Source organism: Paenibacillus silvestris, from assembly GCF_009882985.1.
GTDB lineage: Bacteria > Bacillota > Bacilli > Paenibacillales > NBRC-103111 > Paenibacillus_E > Paenibacillus_E silvestris.
Window position 1 is genome coordinate 723281 of record NZ_WTUZ01000020.1, and the last position, 20883, is coordinate 744163.

Genomic DNA, 20883 nt, shown 5'->3' on the forward strand with positions numbered 1-20883 from the left:
CCCTCTCTATTACGTCTATCCTTAACGCGCTGCCAAATGTTCAGCAATCGGTCCCAATGCCAGCGCCGGGAAGAACGTTAGAGCACCGATAACTAAAATAATCATGATCAAAATCCCCATAAATAGAGGCGTATTCGTCCGAAGTGTCCCTGTTGTAACAGGTACTACACGTTTGGTTGCGAGTGAACCTGCTATAGCAATCATGGCGATGATCGAGATGTACCGACCTACTAGCATAACCAAACCAATACTCATCGCATAGAAGTTCGTTCCAGCGCTCAATCCACCGAAGGCAGATCCGTTATTAGCCGCACCTGAGGTGAACGCGTAGAGGACTTCAGATAGACCATGCATGCCTTGATTCGCTATGGAAGTGACCGATTCAGGGCGAATGAGCGCCCAAGCTGTTGGTGCTAGAATAATGAGCGGATGTGTCAGAATCGCAATCGCAGCCAGCTTCACTTCTTTGCCTTCAATTTTTTTGCCCATAAATTCTGGCGTTCGTCCAACCATTAGTCCACAAATGAATACGGACAAGATGAGATAAAGCAACCCGTTTAACAGGCCGACCCCTTTGCCACCAAAAACGTTATTCAACATCATTTCCGCAAAAGGAACAATGCTTCCTAGCGGTGTAAGCGACTCATGCATCGCGTTAACAGAGCCTGTTGTAGCCGCCGTAGTAACGGTTGTGAAAAGCGCTGTTTCGGATAATCCGAAGCGAACTTCCTTGCCTTCCATATTGCCATGCACACCAAGCGCATCTACAGCAGAAATACCTTTGTACTCCGCGTAGAATATCGTAGAAAGCATGACCAGGAAGATGATTCCCATAGCAGCGAAGACGGTCCAGCCTTGCTTTTTGTTTTTAATCATTAATCCGAATGCGTACACCAGTGATGTAGGAAGCAGCATCATACAAATGATATGGATCATATTGGTAAACGGCGTTGGATTTTCAAAAGGATGCGCTGCATTCGTCCCGAACCAGCCACCACCGTTGGTGCCAATGTGCTTAATCGATTCAAATGAAGCGACCAAGCCGCGAGTAATCGTTTGTTCGGCCCCTTCAATCGTTGTCGCTTGAGCAGCTCCCAGCAAAGTCTGAGGTACACCTTGAAAAACTAGAACTAAAGCAACAATGAAGCTAAGCGGCAGAAATACGCGAGTAATCGCTCTTGTCATATCTACGTAGAAGTTTCCAAGATTGTCTTGACGGCCAACAAGTCCGCGGATAAAAGCTACAGCCACGGCGAAGCCGGTTGCCGCCGACGTAAACATCGGGAACGTTAGCCCTACTATTTGAGATAGATAGGACATTGTGTTTTCACCACTGTAAGCTTGCCAGTTCGTATTCGTAATAAAGGAAATTGCTGTATTGAAAGCAATAGTTGGCGATACATTACCAATCCCATCGGGATTAAGTGGTAGATACTTTTGAAGCCGGAACACGGCGTACATCAGGATCATCATGACAAAGTTGACGATTAATACAGCTCCTAAGTACTTTTTCCAACCCATCGCTTCTTCTTCTTTAACACCCATTAGGCGATAGGACACACGCTCGAAGGGACCAAACACACGGTCCAGGCCACTCTTTTCACTGCTAAATACTTTCACCAAGTAACTACCCACTGGCTTCACCAAAAGCATGATAACCACCAGTGTAATGACTACTTGTAACAATCCCATACCCATAGTAGGTTCTCCCCCTGCTTACTTAAGTTCATATTTATCCATTAGAATTTCTCCGGCTTCACTAAAACAAAACCGAGATACACCATGATAGCTACCGCAATTAGTCCAATCACAATCATTTGGTTGCCTCCTATAAGTTTTCATTCAAAAACTTGCATCGAAAGCATATGTTTACGCTTTTTCACAAAATTTCATAAATCCCCAGAACCCCAGGAAGGTTAATGCCATTAATAAAATCATAGTCACATCGTTGTACATAGCGCACCTCCTTCAAATCAGACAGTACCTAATTTATTTGTTTGTAATAAAGTGGATAAAAGGAACTTCACATCACCATTTTTAGAATAAATAACGTAGTCAGCGCCTAACCCTTTATAAATCAATCTAGGATTTACGCTTTGGGTAATCACATACATGGACCCCGATGTCCAGCTGCGGCATATCTGAATATAGCGGCAGCATAACGTTAGGCTCTCTTCGAACAAAATAATGTTTCCGATTGGATAATCGGGGATGATGGGTGTAGATGAACCCGGTACCGATGTATCCACTTGGATGATTTTTTTCACTCCCTGCCCCTCTAGCTTGAGTTTTTCCATCTTATTGTTGGTTAATGCAATAAAAGGGAAGCCACTCAACTTTATTTGTTTCATAAAGTCCTCACCGGCTTTCGTCGGCGCAGCTATTAGCAGCAAATCGCTTTGCATGACTTTCATCGCTTCCTTTCCTGACTCATTGTAACGCCGAACTGCATAAAAATGAGGTAAAGAATCTATAGCGTGCATATAAAAAAAGCATAAAAATGCCTGCTTAGAAAGAGACATAAGCCTCTGAATGGTCAAAGATATAGGAACGATTCGATAGAATATCCAGCTCTTTTTTGCCTATAGATCTATGTTGAAGCTTATCTGACAAGTCCGTTAATGCAGACTCTATAACATGAGTCCTCGTTTCCCCCCATGCCTCTTTCTTCTGATGAACGTATTCCAAACCGTCCTCAAGGGAAAGCCCTTTGAGCTTCTGAAAGACAACAGCCCATTGAACGAGATCCCCCTTCAGGTTGCCGCACGGAATTTCATAATCTCCTAAACCACTCGTCCCCAGACTTGTTGAGATCGAAAGTATGCCGCATAAGCAGTCGCGGCCATGTCCAGGCAGTAATTTGTCGGATAACTCATCATCAAAGCGATAGCATTCAATTCGGGTAATCTTGCATTCGGGAACCATTGGTAGATTCACTCTCCTCAATTTTTGGACAACAAAAAGAAGCCTGCGAGCAGAGAATCTCTGCTCTCGGGCTTCATGGCAGCTTGTAGATACAAGCTGTGATTAGCACGATAGAACGTTGGCTCTCTCCCAATCCGCTTACGAGGTTAGCTGTCGGATTCGGGCTTGGAAGCACCCTACCTTGGCAAGCTGGAGCTTGCCTTGGATTCACCCCACGAAGACGTTGCTCTAGAGCCGTCCTCTATTGGTTCCCCCGTTCCCCTTGCGGGGACTCAGCGTTTTCAACTTGCTGTGAAGTTGATGATCTGAATCTTACGCCCTGGAGCTCAGCCTGTAAAACGTACCGCGATCTCATTTTCGGCATAATGATCAATGGGTGCGCTTTCAATGAAATAAAGCATTCATTATCCCTACCCAAGCTTCGTTTTCCTTCCATTTACGCCATTTTTATCGTTTTTTTATGGGTTACCCCACTTTTATTTACCCCATTTTTATCACTCTCAGCCTTACAATTAAGGAGCAGAACACACACACATTATTTCTGTCAGGTCTTACGTACAAAGGAGAAATGACGATGGCTTCCGCTACCCGTTATTATTTGGGGTTAATCCCCGAAGTGTTAAACCCAATCGCTTTAACTTACGAGTGGTTCGGTGTCTTATGGCTAGAAGAAGCTAACCGTTTCCCTGTTATTGTCGGGTACTGGTTCTGTAAGGAGAAATCGGAAGTTATTCACAAAGCGCAGCAAGCTGGATATACCAAGTGGACCGAGATCTCCGAGCATTACGTGATTATGAACATGTACAGGTCTATACGAAATAAACAAAAGGAGCAAGATTGGGAGAAGCGATCGAGGCTTTCTATCCGCTTGAATTTCACAGCGCCCTGGAAGGACGTTCCCTCTGGCTTATATGTGATCAAATCGAGAGATAGCTTCCCGCTGCATGCTTCTGCCATATGTAAAAAAAAGTTTTTCCTTTGGTTAGAGCACGCGGCTGTGTGTGAAACCGAGCAGGAACTTCAAGCGTTTATCCGACGGGTGCAACGAGAGCACCACCTTGGAAGAACCATAAAGGCACGGAGCTATCACGAAAGTCATTAAATGACCGAGGGGGCGGCCTTTTTTGAACTTTGGAGGGCTCCTCTGTAGATTAACTGGAAATACTCCGCTAAATAGTGGTGTAACACAGCTACAGCCAGGAATACATGGAATTCCTCCCGTTAATGTTGGCGATTGAGCTTATAATCAGGGTTAAAGAGTAAATTAACTGGAATTTTTCCAGTTATTATGTATTCCGAGCCAGAATCCCCATGAATTAAAGGGAGTTTTTCCCACTACATGCAAAAAGTACAGAAATGGCGCATTACCGCCGATTCCTGTACTTTTATTAGCTTCTACTTCTTCAAATGATACGGCACCGTCGTCACGATCAGATCCCGCCTGTACAACAGAAACGCGCGGATCAGCAAGCTGGACTGATTATGGAGAATGTGCTGCCAGTTTCGTTTGGGAATGAACTGCGGAATTAAGACCGTTACCCGGTAGTTCGACTCATTCGCCTTATGTTCCACGGTGTCGATGAATTTCGTCAACGGTTGGATGATGCTTCGGTAGTGAGAATGCAGCGTCACTAACCGCACATCCGGCTGCCAACACTCCCATTTCTCTTGGAACTGCTTCTCCGCCTCCCGATCAAACGCCACATATACAGCAATAATCTGATCTGGCGCCAGCGATTTGGCATAATTCATGGAATTTTCCACGACATGTGTAATTCCCGCGACAGGTATGATCATCACATTGCCTTTGATTTCCACGGAAGGCTCACATGTCGTGATTCGGAGCTGCTCTCCGACAGCCTCGTAGTGCTTTTTGATTTTATGGAACGTATAGACAATCAAGGGGAGGAAAATAAACACAGGCCATACCTGCCCCAGCTTCGTGATAAAAAAGATCAGCATGACGGTGAAACTAATCAATGCGCCAATCAAATTGATCGTTAGTTTGACGATCCAGCCTTTGGGTTTTTCGCGTACCCACTTCACCAGCATCCCTGTTTGCGCGAGCGTAAAGGGAATAAATACACCAACGGCATACAGCGGAATGAGGTGCTCCGTCCGGCCTTTAAACGTTATAATCAGAATGATCGACATAATCGCCAGGAAAATGATCCCGTTCGAATACCCCAATCGATCCCCTCTGATCGTAAACATTCTAGCGATGTATTTGTCCCTGGCCAAATTAACAGCAAGTAAAGGAAAGGCCGAATATCCGGTATTCGCAGCAAGCACAAGAATCATCGCGGTGGTGCCTTGGATGATATAGTACATGTAGTTCCTCCCAAATGTATAGGAGGCAATCTGTGAGACTACCGTTTCCTGAGCTTTGGGAACGATGCCGTAGGCAAAAGCCAAATACACGATGCCCGAGAACAAAATGGCAAGCAGCAATCCCATAGCCGCCAAGGTTTTCGAGGCATTTTTCGGACCTGGCTCTTTGAAGTTTGGAATCGCATTGGAGATCGCCTCCACCCCCGTTAAGGCCGAGCTCCCGGAGGCGAAAGCTTTTAATAACAAGAACAATGTAATTCCGGCAACCGGCGTCCCCATAGTAACATGCACTTCAGGAGAGACTGTTCCAGTCACCTCTTTATACAAGCCAACGCAGATTAATATAAACAACGCCAAAATGAATAAATAGACAGGATAGGCCAGAATCGAAGCTGACTCGGTGATCCCTCTAAGATTCAGGATCGTTATCGCGATCACAAGCAGAGTAGCTATGTTCACATTATAGGGATGGAGCGACGGGAAGGCAGAAGTAATGGCGTCTGTCCCCGCCGAAATGCTGACCGCCACCGTGAGGATGTAATCCACCAGTAAGGAGCCTCCTGCGAGAAGGCCTGCATTCACACCCAAATTCTCTTTCGAAACGACATATGCTCCGCCCCCACGGGGATACGCGAAAATAATTTGTCGATAGGACAAAATGAGAGCGAGTAATAGAATGAGCACACCGACACCGATCGGTACCGAATACCACAGGGCCGCGGCGCTTATGGTGATAAGCACAATCAGAATCTGTTCAGGTCCATAAGCGACCGATGATAATGCGTCGGAAGACAGGATCGCTAATGCCTTTGTTTTATTCAGCTTTTGATCCCCTAATTCGGCTGATTTTAAAGGCTGACCGATAAGTAACCTTTTCAATGCAGACAACATCATACCACCGCCAAATTTTTTGAGTTCATCCTCCCTTAAATTACCCTCCGAGATACAATAAGAACCACAAATCACACTGCCAAGTTTCTACAAAAGTCGAACAAGCCTTGTGATAAAATGGAACCGAACATCTACCTAGTCTATCCATTGGATGGTGATGACATTGAAAGAGGGATCTCCGATTCGGCCTGCCACATATCGCGAGCTGGCACCCAGCGTACATTGGGCTCAACTGCACCAAAGAACGCCTCAATTCAAATGGGCGCGGCGCATTTACGATTATCAGTTTCTCTATGTCATTCAAGGCGAACTGCTGGCTACTTTACAGGGCAGATCGCTGCTGATTCCGGCAGGAAGGCTACTGCTTATACCAGCTAACGTGTATCACACCATCGAAGTGTTGACAGCGCCGCATGTTCATCTGCTGGGGATTCATTTCGATTTCTTTAGCGACCTGCGCGTGAAGCAAGGGGATATTGTTGTGGATGAAAGCAATCCGCTCGTGGATTGTTTTTGTGCGATGCCTTCTATCGACGGGACACCTCTGTTTCCATACGGGTACTCCATCTCCCTTCCTCCTGCCGTCGTTTCGCTGATGGAGGCGACTATCCATGAAATGACCGAGCAGAAACAAGGCTTCGAGATGGTTTCCAAGGGGCTGATGCTCCAAATGCTCACACTGCTCATCCGGCACCAAGCCGAGACCGATCGTACCCTTCACCCGAAATATCAAGAAAGCTTACAGCATCTAGCTCATGAACTCAAAACGAGTTATCGAAAAAAGTGGACCAATGGCGATATGGCCTCTTTCATCAACGTCCATGAAGACTATATGAGTAAGCTTTTTAAAGATATGCTGGGCATGAGCCCTAATAAATACCTGCAATCCGTCCGGCATCAGCAAGCTAAGCGGCTACTACGCGAAACGGATAATAAAATCGAGAGAATCTCGCAGGAAGTCGGCTATGATGATTTCCATTACTTTAGTCGTATTTTTAAAAAGTGGGAAGGGATGTCCGCTCAGCAGTATCGCAGGTTCTCGCAATTCATTTGACTAGACATGACTCTTTCGATAATCCGACGGATAGCTGGAACAGTTCTCCACAAATAATTTGGTAAAATGCCGCGTGCTGTAGTAGCCAACCTTCTCTGCGATTTGCTTCACTTGCAAATTCGTATTGAGCAGCAGCTCTTTGGCCCTCAGCATGCGAATATTCGTTAAATATTTAACGAATGGCGTACCTGTTTTTTTATTAAACAGCATGCTTAAATAATTGGCGGATACATTGAGCTGCTGGGCTATTGAACCTATCCCGATATCGTCCATGTAATGCTTCTCGAGATACTTCACGACCTGCTCGATCAGATCAGCTGTGACCGGCTCCCTGGGCTTGATCTCCCGCAGCTTGCTTTCCCCCATTTCCCTCAGCTCCCGGATCACTTCAGACTCTGGCCGCGCGGAATCATACGCATAAGCACCTCCAACACCCAGTGCCTGCACCATATACAGGTGAATGGCCTGCCGCGTTTGCGCACTCGAACTTCGCTTGCCCGCTAGCAGCAAGCCCTCCAGCTCGCCAACCGCTGTTTGATAATTCAAATACGCCCTGAAATGCATATGCTGCTTAATCGCGCAGAAAAGCAAGCTGATCTTGGAGCTGTCAGGAACCTGAGCCTCGGCCTCCAGCTCCATATACCTAATGCGCTGCCCGATGCCGTGAACCACACGCAGATGGCTCCATTCCCCAAGCTGCACAAGCTGGGCATTCAGTTGGTCGAAGCCGCGGCATTCGCCTGTTTGTAGAATCGTTATTGCTAGACCATCCTGCCGATAAGGTTCAGCAATACCTGCCAGCTCGTCAAAAAAATGCTGCACTTGTTCCCTGCAATCAAACCCTCTGAGCGGATCCCAAGAACCAATAACCGCACACTCACCATCAGGCAGCGACACCATGGCGAAATTCATGCCATAAACGAGCAAACCTTTCATACGCTCACGCAGGTCATCATAAAAGGCGCAGGTCATATCCGATAAGGACTTCCCTGTTTTGGTCGTGTCAAATATACAAACAGCACCGATAAACCAGCCTTGCACATAAACACTGTCCAGCTCCTCAAACTTCAAGGTCGTAAGCCCGTTGCAAAGGGCAAATAAACTATTTTCGAATTGTTGGTTGTGCATTTGGATGAATTCCTTGTTGTGCTTGGCGGTATTCGTCAGGGCTCTCTCCAAATCAAGCGGATTAACCGGCTTCAGCAAATAATCAGACGCGCCTAGCTGCAGAGCCTCCTGCACATAGGCAAAATCTGAAAACCCACTTAAGATGATCCATTTGGTGCAAGGCGAGATCGCTTTGCCCAGACGCATCGCCTCCAGCCCATTCATCCGGGGCATTCGGATATCAATGATGGCGACATTCGGCTTATGTTCGTTGACCAGCTCCAGGAGTTCCTCCCCATTCGCTCCTTCGCCAACAATCTGCCAGGAGGATTCCACATCCTGAACCATGCTGCGAATGCTCGCCCGAATCAGATTCTCATCATCCGCAATGATCAATTTCATCTTCGCATCACATCCTTTAAAGGTAGTAGGATTTGAACACTAGTCCCTTCATCCTTAGCACTATGAATACTCATCGATGCTCCCTCGAAAGACAGCTGCAACCGCTCCCTGACATTCCGAATGCCTAAGCCCTCCTGTACCTGGCTTGGCTCAAATCCCACCCCGTTATCGCTAATATGAATCACTACGGCTTCTTCCGTCTCACCAGGGATCAATTGTATACGGATGTCCATTCTTAACTCACAGCAATGATCGCATGGCTCTATGCCATGAATGATGGCATTCTCAACCATCGGCTGCAGCAGCAGCTTCGGAATTAAGAGCGATAGAGCATCCGGATCGCAGCTGATGTGCACCTGAATCTTCTCCGCGAAACGAACCTGTTGGAGCCCGCAGTACTTGTTGATAAAATCGATTTCCTCCTGCAGCTGCGCCCAATCGTTATGCTCTAGTGTGTAGCGCAGCATGCCGCTTAACGATAGAATAGCCCGCTCCAGCTGCATGCTTTGCCCCGTTCGATTGAGTCCAATGAAACCATTTAACGTGTTGTAGAGGAAATGTGGCTGAATTTGTGACTGTAAAGCCCGATACTCCGCGTTCCGCTTCCCGAGAACGGCCTTATATTCCCGATCAATTAGCTCACCAAGCTTATAGATCATCGTATTCAAATTGCTCCCCAGCTGGGAGATTTCATCGTTTCCTTTTACCCGATAAAGTGTATTCATATCGCCGCGCTGAACGCGCTTCATCACTTGAATCATTTGCTTGAAAGGCGTAACAATCCAGTGGGAGACTGTAAAATACAGAATCAACGCGATCAACAAGCCACTCGCTGCAAAAGCGGAACCAATCCAATAGACCCGCTTCAGATGGGTTTGGATGAAAGCTTCCGGCGATAGGATCGCGATCACCCAATTCGAGCGGGAGATCGTCTCCCGAACGACCGAGTAGGAATCTTTCACGTCCTTAACGGTTCGGCTTCCCGAGGCAACTTGGTGCTGCATATCGCCTGTAATGGGCTGATTCGCATAGATTAACTGCTGATTATCGTCAAGGATGACCACCTTCGCCCCCTTGCTCAGCCGAATACCTTTCATCATCTGATCCAAGAGGACCGTGTCGGCATCCGCCATAATAATGCCGAGCGGCCGACTGGAATCCGGGTCCTTGATCAGGCGCGTAACTGAGAAGACCTCACTATCCACGTTATTCAGATAATCCTGCTTATGTACGCCAGTGAACGCTACGTTCCCGTCAGCCTTCACCGCCTTGAGATACCATTCCTGCTCTTTAAAAGGAAAACCTTTCACCGCTTGATCAGAGAAACTCAGAGGCGGCGTAATATAAACAGAACCATCCATCGGTAGAAGAATGGTTCCGAGTATGTCCTTTCGCATATTTTTCAGGTAGCTAGGGAGAGTTTTATTCAGTACTTCTTCTGCCTCATATTGCTCATAGGGGGTTAGAAGCTTCCACTGAGAGGTAGATTTCAACTTCAAAGCAAGCATCACTTCATTGTTCAAATAAGGAGTAACGGTCATTCGTTCCAAATCGTCCAAATACGTTTGAATATCGAAAGTAAGCGCAGTTAAAGTCCCCTCCAGCAGAGAGGACTCTTGTTCTTTAATTAAATCGAGATAATAAGAGGGCAATTTAACGACAATACCGACAATCGGGATGACAATGGTAATGAAAAAGAGTAGAGATAACCGGAATCGTATCGATTGTCTGATGATATCAGCCTCCTAGCGATTATCCTTTGATCGCGCCGGAAGCAAGTCCCGAGACAAAGTAGCGCTGCAAAAATAAATACACAATCGTCATCGGAATCGCGCCCATGAAGGACCCGGCAGCCACCCAACCTACATTGCTCGTGTACTGGCCAAAGAACGATGAAAGCGCTACCGTGATGGTCCGCATCTCTGGTTTTTGCAAGAAAAAGATCGAGAATTGGTAGTCGTTCCACACAGCAACACCAGACAAAATAATAACCGTCGCCGTCACAGGCTTCAGCAGCGGTAAGATCACCGTGAAGAAGAGCTGAAACCGGCCCGCTCCATCAATCATCGCCGCTTCATCCAAATCCCGCGGAATCGTAGAGATGAAACCGGTGTACAAGAAAATCGTCATAGGCAGATTGAAGGTAATGAATAATAGAATAATGCCCCAGTACTGATTCATCCCGCCAATATCTACCATAAATTTATACAACGGAACCAGAATAGTCAATGGGGGAACGATTAAAGCGGATACGAAAACCGCATAAATGAATTTGTTCCAGCTCGTTTGGCGCCGGGCCAGCGGATAAGCCGCAATAGAGCCAATCATGACGATCAAGACTACCGAGATAACCGTCACGATGAAGTTGCTCCGGAAAGCATCCGCCAGATGCGCTTCCTTCCAGGCATCCCGGAAGTTATCGAAGTATAGATAGCCCGGAAACATCCATTTGGAGCTTAGATCGTCGAAGGCTTTGAGCGATGTCGTGATCAAAATATAGAAGGGCAAAATGTGCGCCAAGCAGATGACGAGGGAGAGCAGCGTGAACAGACTTTTCCGTTTGTTTTTCATGCGTTAACCTCCCTCTTTCTAAGAAACAGCAAGGCTGTAATACTCACGATGGAGATCATGATGAACATCAGAATACCGATCGTAGCGGCATAGCCGGCATCTTCCCGTCCAAAATAGAGCAGATACATAATCGAAGACAACGATGCGGAGGCATAGCCTGGACCGCTGTTGGTCAATGCGACGATGACATCAAACAATTTAAGACCGCCAATCAGATTGAGTACCATGCTGACCGTGAAAGCTGGCGCAATAAGCGGCCATGTCACATGCGCAAAGCGCTGTAAGGGACCCGCTCCATCAATCGTCGCTGCCTCATAGTAATCCCTAGGAATCGACTGCAAGCCGGCCAAATAGAGCACCATCGCGATCCCCAAATACTGATACGTGTTGACGAACGTAATAATCCACACATTCAGATTCGGATCCCCCAGCAAATTCGAAGGCTGATCATGAAACAATAGAATAATGTCATTGATAGCTCCGCCTTGATACTGGAAGAAGAAGTACCAGATATACCCCATAATCAAGGAGGAAATAATGACCGGCAAATAAATGACCGTACGGACAAGTCCTCGGGTTCGGATATTCAGATTTAAGAATAGAGCGTATAACAAGCCGATGACATTTTGAAAAACAGCACTGCCAATCCCATAGATCGCCGTATTGCGAATAACCTTGAGGATCTCTGGATCCGTGAACATCCGGGTATAATTGTTGAAACCGATCCATTTGTAGTCTTGATTGTAGCCGTCCCAATTCGTAAATGAAATTTTGATCCCTTTGAAAAATGGATAGAAAATAAAAATGAAAAACAAAAGAAGCGCCGGAATATAGAGCAAATTCAGCAAAGCACCGCTGCGCACGAGGCGACTAAAGGTTGTTTCCGTTTTGCGGGAACGGGTCTGTACAAGCACTGTCCTTGATTCAGCCATAAGATCACCTTCCTCCTTCATGATCGTAGAGCAAAAAGGAGGGTGGTTGACACCCTCCCAATTTCACTTCTACTGATTGCGCAGACGTAAGTATTCGGATTTCATTTTGTCAGAGAATTGCTGAGGAGAAACCGTTCCCGCGAGCAAGGCAACGCCAGTTTTGCACATGACATCCCACATACCATTTGGCAGATACACACGGTCAAAATAAGGGAACACGCGAATATTCTCGAATTGTTTGTAGTACTCGGAGAATTCATGCTTGGACTCAATGTTTTTTAGGCCTGCAGGCAGCTTAGTTGCATTAGCGATTTTGGACATATTAGCTGGCTTGGCAAAGAATGCAATCAGCTTCTTGGACTCTGCCAAGTGTTTGCCGTCTTTCCAGGCGCCCATCGTATAGCGCTCACCGCCTGAGAAGGATTGGCTATCTCCAGCAACCATCGAGGTCAGTGGAGCAATGCCGATTTTAGCCGCCTTATTGTATTTGTACACTTCGTCCGCGAAGGACGGTGCGCCGAATACGAAGGCTACCTTGCCTTGTGCAAACAGTTGCGGCATATCACTGTATTTGGCCGTCAGCACGTCCTTGTTGATATACCCCTTCTTGCTCATATCCTGCAGCTTTTGCGCAAGCGGTGTCCATTTGTTCCAATCAAACGTCCCATCGAGCAGCGTCTTGGCATCGTTCGTCGATGGAGAGATATACATCGATGTGGCGTACAGATCGGAGAAACCGCCGATCATCCCGTTATCCACACCAGACATGAAGAACGGCGTCACCGCTCCGTTACTGGATGTCTTGATTTTATCCGCTGCCGCCATCAGTTCGTCGAAGGTTTTCGGCGGTGTGATGCTGTATTTTTCAAGAATTTCAGCGTTATAGGAGATCCCATCTTTGGCTTCGCTCATCACGAGGGCCTCTACCTTGCCGTCCTTGTCCGTGACGACAGGCTTGATCGTGTCCGTCATATCTTTGGCCCATGGCTCATTGCGCAGATCGGCTAGATACTTGCCATAACGGATAATCGCCCAACCATGCGTGTCGAAGACGTCCGGTAAATCGTTTGCCGCCATTTTAACCTTCAGAATGTTCTCGTATTCTGCGCCGGGGAATTGGAATTCAACAGCTACGTTCGGATTTTCTTTTGTAAAATCAGCCGCAATGCCCTTCATCATCTCTTGATTCGGCAGCTCGGAGATCGTACTGTACACCGTTAGTTTGATCTTATCCCCACTCGGCTTGGCATCCGGGGTACTGGCCGCCGTCGTCGTTGTCGGTTTCGTAGTTGCTGCCGGACTGTCCGTCGTCGTTGTTCCCGAGCTTGGCCGGCTGGAACAGCCCATAAAAACAACGGAAATCGTGAGCATCATGGCAGCAACGCTTAAAAATGTTTTTTTCATTTTTACGAATCCTCCCTTTGCATGATTGAAGTGATGATTTGCCATCTGTGAATACGAAATGTTTCACACCTTAATCATATCAATTTTGGTTGCGCTTACAAGTGTGTCAAATCTACGGTGGAAGCGCTATTTTCCATGGGAGGGATGCACATAATCACAGCTTAGGTGAGGTGGTTGAATTGAGGGAGCCACCCTTGATTCGCAGCGAACATGCGATCAACCATTTCCTGAATTTCAGCTAGGCTGAGAACGGCAGATGTTAAGGGATCGAAGCAAATTGCATGATAAATCATCCGCGGATCTCCTGTGAGAGCCCCTTGAACCGCCAGTTCCTCGCAGCGGGCGCTTGTGTTAACAAGAATGGCCAAATGATCCGGAAGCGCCCCAACGTGAATCGGGCTTAACCGTCCTTTGGAGGCTAGAACAGGGACCTCCACACAGCAGCCTTGCGGCAAATTATCGATATACCCCATATTCCGTACGTTGCCGTTAAATTCGAAGAGCGTGCCGTCACCAATCGTCGCATTGAAGATATAGGACGCATACTCCTCGCCGCGCTTCAGATCGATCGGACTATCCCGCCACTCTTCCATCTGCTTATGCCAGCCGCCGCGCAGCTTCTCCGCATAGTTGATGATTTCTGCGTAATGACCAGGATTCCAGCCTGTTCCATGCGTGCAGTATTTCTCGATCAAATCCGGGCGTTTGCGGAACCAGGCGTTATATTCCGAATTATGACCACTTGATTCCGTCACGTAGTAATCCAGATGAAGAAACATTTCATTACGGACCTGTTCCTCATTGTAGATTTCTGGCCGCTTCATGACTGCTTCGCGAATGAGTGGATAAGCGTCCTTGCCTTTCCATTTGTAATCCAAATAGAAAGCTTGATGATTAATGCCCGCGCAGCGGTAGGTAATCTCCTCCATAGGCGCCCCGATCCAACCGGCAAGCATCGCTGCCGTTCCTTGCACGCTATGGCACAAGCCAGTGACTTGTACTTTGCTCTCGCTTTGCATCGCTCTAATCAGCATCGCCATCGGATTCGAATAGTTCAGGAAGATCGCGTCAGGACAGTAACGCTCAATATCTCTGCAGAGCTCCAGCATCACTGGAATCGTGCGCAAAAAACGGAAAATACCCGACGGACCTCGGGTATCTCCAATATTGATATCGACGCCGTAGGCCTTGGGGATTTCGATATCCGTGCGCCAGACCTCCAAGTCGCCGACTAGGATGGTACAGACTACGCCATCCGCCCCGGTTAGCGCTTGCTCCCGATCGGTCGTCGCCTCTACCTTCGCCTTATACCCTCCTGCGGCGATGATGTTATCAACCGCTGTCTTGGCATAAGCCAGCCGTTCCTCTGAAATATCCATCAAGGCAATGGTACAAGCCTCAAATGCGGGAAATGTCAGCAAATCTCGAACCAGATTTTTCGTAAACACCAAGCTGCCTGCGCCGATAAAAGCAATCTTCTTCATCCTCACGCTCACTCCTCACTATTGAATCGGATTACAAACCAAGTCCTCCATCAACCGTAAGCTGCTGCCCTGTAATTTGTCCTGCCTGATCGGATGTGATAAAAAGTACCGCAGCCGCAATATCCTTGCCATTTTGCATCCGGCCCATTGGCATCCGCTGGGATGCTTTCTCCAATGACTTTTCGTCCTCACCCTCCGAAGCCAGACGAGCCAGCTCCCCATCGGAGGAGACCCAGCCTGGGTGTATGCAGTTCACGCGAATGCGGTGCTTGGCTAACGAGCCTGCCAAATTCAGCGTCAGCGTGACGAGACCGCCCTTGGAAATCGAATAGGCAAGCGTGTCCGGCGATCCCTTCCTTGCGTGGAGGGAGCCAATATTGACGATATTGCCTCCTCCTCTGCGGATCATGCCAGGCACGGCCGCTTGGCAGGTCAAGTAGGCTCCCTTGAGGTTAACCCCCATCACAAGATCCCAGAACGCTTCATCCGTCTGGAATAAGTCTGCTCGGGGGAAGATGCCGGCATTGTTCACCACGATGTCTAGGCCCCCGAACGATGTCTCAGCGAAGGTCACCATCCGCTCCACCTCGGCGCTCTTGGACACATCGCACCGGAAAAATTGTGCCGAATGGCCTTCCATCCGCCATGCAGCAGCAACATCTTCCCCCTGCTCATCTACATCAGCAATCACAACGTTCGCCCCGGACAGCAGGAACTGCTCGGCAATTGCAGCGCCGATCCCTTTCGCTGCTCCCGTGACCAGCACCGTTTTACCGTCATATTGAAAGCCCGCCGTCTCTTTCATCCTATCCCCTCCATAATTGCTAGAACTCGTAAGCACCCTCGGCAGCCGCTTTCTCATAGGCTATCCGCGGAATTTGCGTAGCCAGCTTCCCGCCGCTAATATCCATCATTGTACCGGTGATATAGCCGGCATAGTCGGAAGCGAGGAAGCAAATTAGATTAGCAACATCTGCCTTCTCTCCCCAGCGGCGCAGCGTCAGCGTATCGAGCAAGCGTTGCTGCTGCGGCTCCCCAAGCTCGGCGAAATGATTCATATCCGTCGGAATCATTCCCGGGGCATAGCAGTTCACCGTAATGTTCCACGGGCCTAACTCTCCCGCCAGCACTCGGGTGAATTGTTCCACGCCGGCTTTGGATGACGCGTAGGCTGCGCTGCCATAGCTCGGTACGATGGCAGCGAACGAGGCAGCGTTCATGATCCGGCCCGATCTTTGCTGCTTCATGATCGGCGCCACAGCCTTGCACATCAGAAAAGTGCCTTTCAAATTAATATCAAGGTTCAGGTCCCAGACCTCTTCCGAAAGGATGTCCACAGGTGCTCCTCCAGCAACCCCCGCATTGTTCACCAAGATATCAATATGACCATACGTATCCACGACATGCTGAACGACTTCTTGAATCTGAGCATAGTTGCGCACATCACATTGGTACGTACTCCCTTTGCATCCGCTGCGATCAAACTCCTTCTGAACATCCTCCAAGTACGACTCGTTAATGTCAGTGACAACGGTAGTCACGCCTTCCTTAGCAAGCGCCGTGGCGATTACTCTTCCAATCCCCCGACCTGCACCAGTGACAATTGCCACTTTTCCAGATAGATCAATATGCATCCTGCGTCCATCCCCTTCTCGGTTACATCGTCTGCGAAGCGGTGTTGCGTTCTTGCAGCAAATTTTGCAAATAAGACAGGCTCGTTAGGAACTGCCGCTGCTCATAGGCGATAATGTCTTCTTCCGGGGCATTTTTTTCAAAAGGTGTACGCCAATCTCCCGTTGGTCTGGCATTCCCCTGCGCGAACCGCAATAGATGGGCAAGCTGTGCCGCTGAACGCTGAGGGTATTCCTGCCAGTAATCCTCACAAAGCACCCTCGTGTGGCGCGCTTCGAGCGCTCCAAGCTCCATCGACATATTGACCTTCGGACAATATTCATCAAACACGTGAAGCAGCGCAGCGAAATCTACGGCGCCTTGGCCTAACGGAGAACGTACGAGACGATAGCCTTCATCACTCATATAGATCCAATAATCCTTCATGTGCACATGCTTAAGGTGCGGTCCGAGCTTCCTTGCAAAATCAACCGGTTCCTCCGCCGTCGCCAGCGGATTACCCGTATCCAGCGTAATGCCGAAGTGTGGCGAGCCGATCTCCCTACAGAGCCAGAGCAGCTCCTCGGAAGCCAAATCCTGATGATTCTCCACCGCCAGCACGACACCTGCCTGCTCTGCGGCTCTTGCAGCCTCTCCCAGCCCTGATAACACTTCCTGTAAAAATGACGACCATCGCCCTGCCATCCTGCGTCGATCGCCGCCAAAATCCGCGCCGCCCACAACCGTACGGACAGTTGGTGCGCCTAGTCTCCCAGCAGCTTCAATAGCTTCCTTGAGCGGTTTCGGATCATAGCCCCCTGAGGCCACGACGAGATACTGCCCTCTAGCCTTAGCTTGACGCGTTAGCGCAGCTGCATCCTCTCCCTCAAGCAGCGACAACGGAAGCTCAATGCCTTGAAGCCCGTACTGGGTCGCCTGTTCAAGCAATTGAGACGCCGTAATACGCGGACGTGTCGAACGAGGATGGATGCCCATCATAAACGTAGTGCCGTATACAGCAAGACCAAGTTTCATCCGAACTCACCTTTTCCCTTCTATCTCGCCGTCCAACCACCATCAACAACCATCGATGCCCCTGTCATGAAGCTGGATGCCTCCGATGCCATATAAATAATAGCCCCAATGATCTCCTCAGGTCTGCCCCAACGTCCCAAAGCGATATTATCGATAAAAAAGCGGTTAGCTTCCGGATTATTCATCACAACCGTGTTCAATTCCGTCGCAATCGGCCCAGGACAAAGGGCATTCACTGTAATGTTATAAGGCGCCCATTCCAATGCGAGCACCTTCGTTAGCTGAATGAGTCCGCCTTTACTGGAGCAATAAGCGCCTCTTTCCGGCAGGGCGATGCTGCCCAGCATGGAGGACAGGTTGATGACCCTGCCGTAGCGCTGGCTTTTCATCGTTTTGGCGACGGCGCGGGCGCATAGATATGGCGCTTTTAAGTTCGTGTTCTGAACGAGATCCCAGCTCGCTTCATCAAAATCCTCAATCGGCTTCCGCACATTAATACCGGCATTGTTGATCAGAATATCAATCCGTCCAAACGCTTGAACGGAATCTGCAACCATCGCCTCAACCTGCTCGGCTATCGTGACATCCACAGCTAGGCCGAGCGCCCGTCTGCCGGTTGACTCGGCAATCGCGCGCGCAGCAACTTCCGCTTTCTCCTTCTCACGGCTCGTCACGATTACATCAGCCCCGGCTTCTGCCAACGCCTGAGCCATGACATAACCAAGCCCCCGTGTTCCGCCCGTAATTAAAGCAACACGGCCATCTAATTTGAATAGCTCCAAGCTCATTGAACAAACTCCCCCTTCTCATCTAGCGTTAATAGGATCTTCGCGATCTTCCCTGGGTTCTTGATAAGCATCTCAAAGCAGGCACTTCCGCTTTCAAGCGGAGCAAGCTTCGTCCACGGCGACAAGTTGACGCGACCTTCGCTAATCCACTGAAGCGCTGTCTCAAAGTCATCCGAATGGTAGGCGAAAGCCCCCGTCATCTGAATCTCGCTGCGAATAATTGTATTAATCGGGAGACGGCTTGCTTCCTCGTGCAGACCTGTGAAAATGACCCTTCCCCCCGGCCGCACCGACTCCACGCAAGTTTGGCGTGTCAACTCCATGCCGACAGCATCAATAGCCGCGTCGAAGGACTGCCCATCCACAAGGCTGCTTACCCGAGTTACGGTTATAGCTCCCAGTTCCTTCGCTATCTCGAGTCGTTGCTCATTGATATCGACGACTACGATCTGCTGCAAGCCGTACACCTTGGCAGCCTGTAGAGCCAGCAGACCGATTGGCCCCGCTCCCATAATCAGGAGACGATCTGTCGGCAGCGGTCTGAGCAGCTTGCAAATATGTACCGCACAGGCGAATGGTTCCGCGAAAGCGCCTTCATCAAAAGAAACGTGATCGTCCAGCCGGTACACGTTCTTCTCCGCAATCGCTACATATTCAGCGAATGCTCCAGGGCGGTGCGCCCCAATTAATTGGCGCTCCGGGCACAGCTGCGCTGCCCCTGTCGTGCAGGCGCGGCAGCGACCGCACGACACGAGCGGGTTCGCCGTCACGCGATCTCCTCGGCGGAATCGTGTCCTTGAGGACTCGTTCCCATCCCCGCCGTTCCCGCCATTCCCGACTTCCTCCACGACGCCGGAGAACTCATGCCCCATAATAAGAGGCGGTTTACGGAGCGAATTATGTCCCAAGTAGCCGCTTAATTCAGAGCCGCAAATGCCCACCCGCTCCACACGAATCAGTACCTCATCCGGCCCAGGGATTGGCTTAGCCACCTCCCTTATCTGCATGGTGCTGGGCCCTTCATAGACCAAAGCTTTCATGCGCTAACCTCCTTCTGGCAACATACTTCGCTTCGCTCATTCAATGCTTCTCACGCTTTTCCCAGCCTTGCTTGAACAAAGGCAGCCAGTGGCCTGGATCATACGGATGCTTCGCAATCTCTTCAAGGTTAAGATCTATGCCCAGACCAGCACCCTCTGGCGGAAGCAGATAGCCGCGATCAACTTTGAGTGGCGGTGTAAGCAGCTGCTCTTCCCACGGCTCATTAAACTCGTCAAAAATTTCATGGATGAAGAAATTCGGCGTAGCCATATTCAAATGTGCGCACACCACGGAGCAGATTGGACCTTGTGCGCTATGCGGCGCCGTAACACCACCATGCGCATGTACCATTCCGCATATTTGCTTCGAAGCGGAGATGCCGAGATATTGCGGCTCCAGTTGAATGATATGCACCGCGTCATGTTTCAGCAGCTCAGCGAACTGCTCGCGGTTGTAGTAATCCTCTCCACAAGCAATGGGCACGGGACTCCGCTTGGCCACCTCGACCATGGAGGAGATTCGCTGCGGAGGCACTGGCGCTTCGAACCAGGTAGGCTCATAAGGCAGCATTGCCTCTGCGAATTGAAGAGCTGTATGCACACTAAAGCGGTTATGTCCTTCAATGAGGAGATCAACGTCAGGACCTACCGCTTCGCGAACCGCCGCGACAATCTCAAGTCCAATCCGGAAATCCTTCCTTTCTACAGTGCGCCATGCATTGCCAAAAGGATCAAATTTTAACGCGGTATAACCTCTAGCGACGACGTCCTTGGCTTTCTCGTGAAAGCTTTGCGGATCACGCGGGCCTCGATACCACCCGTTGGCGTAGCAGCGCAGCTTTTCGTGACATTTGCCGCCCAATAGCTTATACAGCGGCAGTCCCGCCTCTTTGCCGATAATATCCCAGCAAGCGGTTTCAATTGCAGCCAGTGCTGAGCCCTGGATTTGACCGCCATCCGAATACACATCACGCGTCATTTTTAATGCGATGGTTTCCACATCATGAACGTCCATCCCGATATACAGGTGCTTCAGCTCATGAATCGCCGCTTCTACCGTTTTGGCAAACCCATTCAGGGTTCCTTCACCGATGCCATAAAGGCCTTCCTTCGTATGCAGTTTGACGAAAAGCCAATTTTTCCACGAGTTCCCGACGATGAATGTCTCCACATTGGTAATGATCATTGCGCAACCTGTCCTTTCACTTTCCATAATAGAGAAGTAACCGACATTACAAGCTTTCATATGCATTGTAACAAATCCAATTGCACGGATATTTGCCTAAAGGAGAAAACATGTTGGACTTT

At 49.0% G+C, this 20883-nt stretch carries 19 protein-coding genes and 1 riboswitch; of the genes, 2 read left to right on the forward strand and 17 right to left on the reverse strand.

The features are described from left to right. Positions 1-21: 21 nt before the first annotated feature. From kdpA to GQF01_RS18470, 4 genes are all read right to left on the reverse strand, one after another. On the reverse strand, positions 22-1692 hold the full coding sequence (gene kdpA, locus GQF01_RS18455; protein ID WP_161408254.1) for a potassium-transporting ATPase subunit KdpA: 1671 nt from the start codon (positions 1690-1692) through the stop codon (positions 22-24). 47 nt (positions 1693-1739) lie between these two features. Then, a complete protein-coding gene (locus tag GQF01_RS37105; protein ID WP_145659149.1) occupies positions 1740-1817 on the reverse strand; it encodes a potassium-transporting ATPase subunit F in 78 nt (25 codons plus the stop codon). Positions 1818-1973: 156 nt separating this feature from the next. Beyond that, positions 1974-2522, reverse strand: coding sequence for a hypothetical protein (locus GQF01_RS18465; RefSeq protein ID WP_235959919.1), 549 nt, complete (start codon positions 2520-2522; stop codon positions 1974-1976). Next, on the reverse strand, positions 2509-2925 hold the full coding sequence (locus tag GQF01_RS18470; RefSeq protein ID WP_161408181.1) for a hypothetical protein: 417 nt from the start codon (positions 2923-2925) through the stop codon (positions 2509-2511). The genes GQF01_RS18465 and GQF01_RS18470 overlap by 14 nt, the downstream gene beginning before the upstream one ends. Positions 2926-3044: 119 nt before the next feature. Then, positions 3045-3213, reverse strand: a riboswitch (cyclic di-AMP (ydaO/yuaA leader). Positions 3214-3499: 286 nt separating this feature from the next. Here GQF01_RS18470 and GQF01_RS18475 point away from each other — a divergent pair. Further along, a complete protein-coding gene (locus tag GQF01_RS18475) occupies positions 3500-4027 on the forward strand; it encodes a hypothetical protein (RefSeq protein ID WP_161408182.1) in 528 nt (175 codons plus the stop codon). Positions 4028-4320: 293 nt separating this feature from the next. Here GQF01_RS18475 and GQF01_RS18480 read toward each other — a convergent pair whose 3' ends face one another. Further along, positions 4321-6147, reverse strand: coding sequence for an APC family permease (locus GQF01_RS18480; protein WP_161408183.1), 1827 nt, complete (start codon positions 6145-6147; stop codon positions 4321-4323). 151 nt (positions 6148-6298) lie between these two features. Here GQF01_RS18480 and GQF01_RS18485 point away from each other — a divergent pair, with 151 nt between their 5' ends. Next, complete coding sequence (locus GQF01_RS18485; protein WP_161408184.1) at positions 6299-7201, forward strand: helix-turn-helix transcriptional regulator; 903 nt, start codon at positions 6299-6301, stop codon at positions 7199-7201. Here the strand turns inward: GQF01_RS18485 and GQF01_RS18490 are convergent, their stop codons facing one another. The 12 genes from GQF01_RS18490 to GQF01_RS18545 all read right to left on the reverse strand — a co-directional run bounded on the left by GQF01_RS18490 (position 7202) and on the right by GQF01_RS18545 (position 20788). Then, positions 7202-8710 carry a response regulator transcription factor gene (locus tag GQF01_RS18490; RefSeq protein WP_161408185.1) on the reverse strand — a complete coding sequence of 503 codons (1509 nt, stop codon included), beginning with the start codon at positions 8708-8710 and terminating at the stop codon, positions 7202-7204. It lies immediately after the preceding gene. Beyond that, positions 8707-10362, reverse strand: coding sequence for a cache domain-containing sensor histidine kinase (locus GQF01_RS18495; RefSeq protein ID WP_161408186.1), 1656 nt, complete (start codon positions 10360-10362; stop codon positions 8707-8709). Before GQF01_RS18495 ends, GQF01_RS18490 begins: the two co-directional genes overlap by 4 nt. Positions 10363-10462: 100 nt before the next feature. Beyond that, positions 10463-11281 carry a carbohydrate ABC transporter permease gene (locus tag GQF01_RS18500; protein ID WP_161408187.1) on the reverse strand — a complete coding sequence of 273 codons (819 nt, stop codon included), beginning with the start codon at positions 11279-11281 and terminating at the stop codon, positions 10463-10465. Then, positions 11278-12213, reverse strand: a complete 936-nt coding sequence (locus tag GQF01_RS18505) for a carbohydrate ABC transporter permease (RefSeq protein ID WP_161408188.1) — start codon at positions 12211-12213, stop codon at positions 11278-11280. The genes GQF01_RS18500 and GQF01_RS18505 overlap by 4 nt, the downstream gene beginning before the upstream one ends. Before the next feature lie 69 nt (positions 12214-12282). Further along, on the reverse strand, positions 12283-13617 hold the full coding sequence (locus tag GQF01_RS18510) for an ABC transporter substrate-binding protein (RefSeq protein ID WP_161408189.1): 1335 nt from the start codon (positions 13615-13617) through the stop codon (positions 12283-12285). A 161-nt stretch (positions 13618-13778) separates the two neighbouring features. Continuing rightward, positions 13779-15101, reverse strand: a complete 1323-nt coding sequence (gene melA / locus GQF01_RS18515) for an alpha-galactosidase (protein ID WP_161408190.1) — start codon at positions 15099-15101, stop codon at positions 13779-13781. 31 nt (positions 15102-15132) lie between these two features. Then, positions 15133-15906 (reverse strand): SDR family NAD(P)-dependent oxidoreductase, encoded by a 774-nt coding sequence (locus tag GQF01_RS18520; RefSeq protein ID WP_161408191.1) that lies wholly within the window; start codon positions 15904-15906, stop codon positions 15133-15135. A 19-nt stretch (positions 15907-15925) separates the two neighbouring features. Beyond that, on the reverse strand, positions 15926-16735 hold the full coding sequence (locus GQF01_RS18525; RefSeq protein WP_161408192.1) for an SDR family NAD(P)-dependent oxidoreductase: 810 nt from the start codon (positions 16733-16735) through the stop codon (positions 15926-15928). 22 nt (positions 16736-16757) lie between these two features. Then, positions 16758-17747: a sugar phosphate isomerase/epimerase family protein gene (locus tag GQF01_RS18530; RefSeq protein WP_161408193.1), complete on the reverse strand. Its 990-nt coding sequence runs from the start codon at positions 17745-17747 to the stop codon at positions 16758-16760. A 20-nt stretch (positions 17748-17767) separates the two neighbouring features. Beyond that, positions 17768-18535, reverse strand: coding sequence for an SDR family NAD(P)-dependent oxidoreductase (locus GQF01_RS18535; RefSeq protein WP_161408194.1), 768 nt, complete (start codon positions 18533-18535; stop codon positions 17768-17770). Beyond that, a complete protein-coding gene (locus tag GQF01_RS18540; RefSeq protein ID WP_161408195.1) occupies positions 18532-19575 on the reverse strand; it encodes a zinc-dependent alcohol dehydrogenase in 1044 nt (347 codons plus the stop codon). Before GQF01_RS18540 ends, GQF01_RS18535 begins: the two co-directional genes overlap by 4 nt. 40 nt (positions 19576-19615) lie before the next feature. Continuing rightward, positions 19616-20788: a mandelate racemase/muconate lactonizing enzyme family protein gene (locus GQF01_RS18545; RefSeq protein ID WP_161408196.1), complete on the reverse strand. Its 1173-nt coding sequence runs from the start codon at positions 20786-20788 to the stop codon at positions 19616-19618. Positions 20789-20883: the final 95 nt, after the last annotated feature.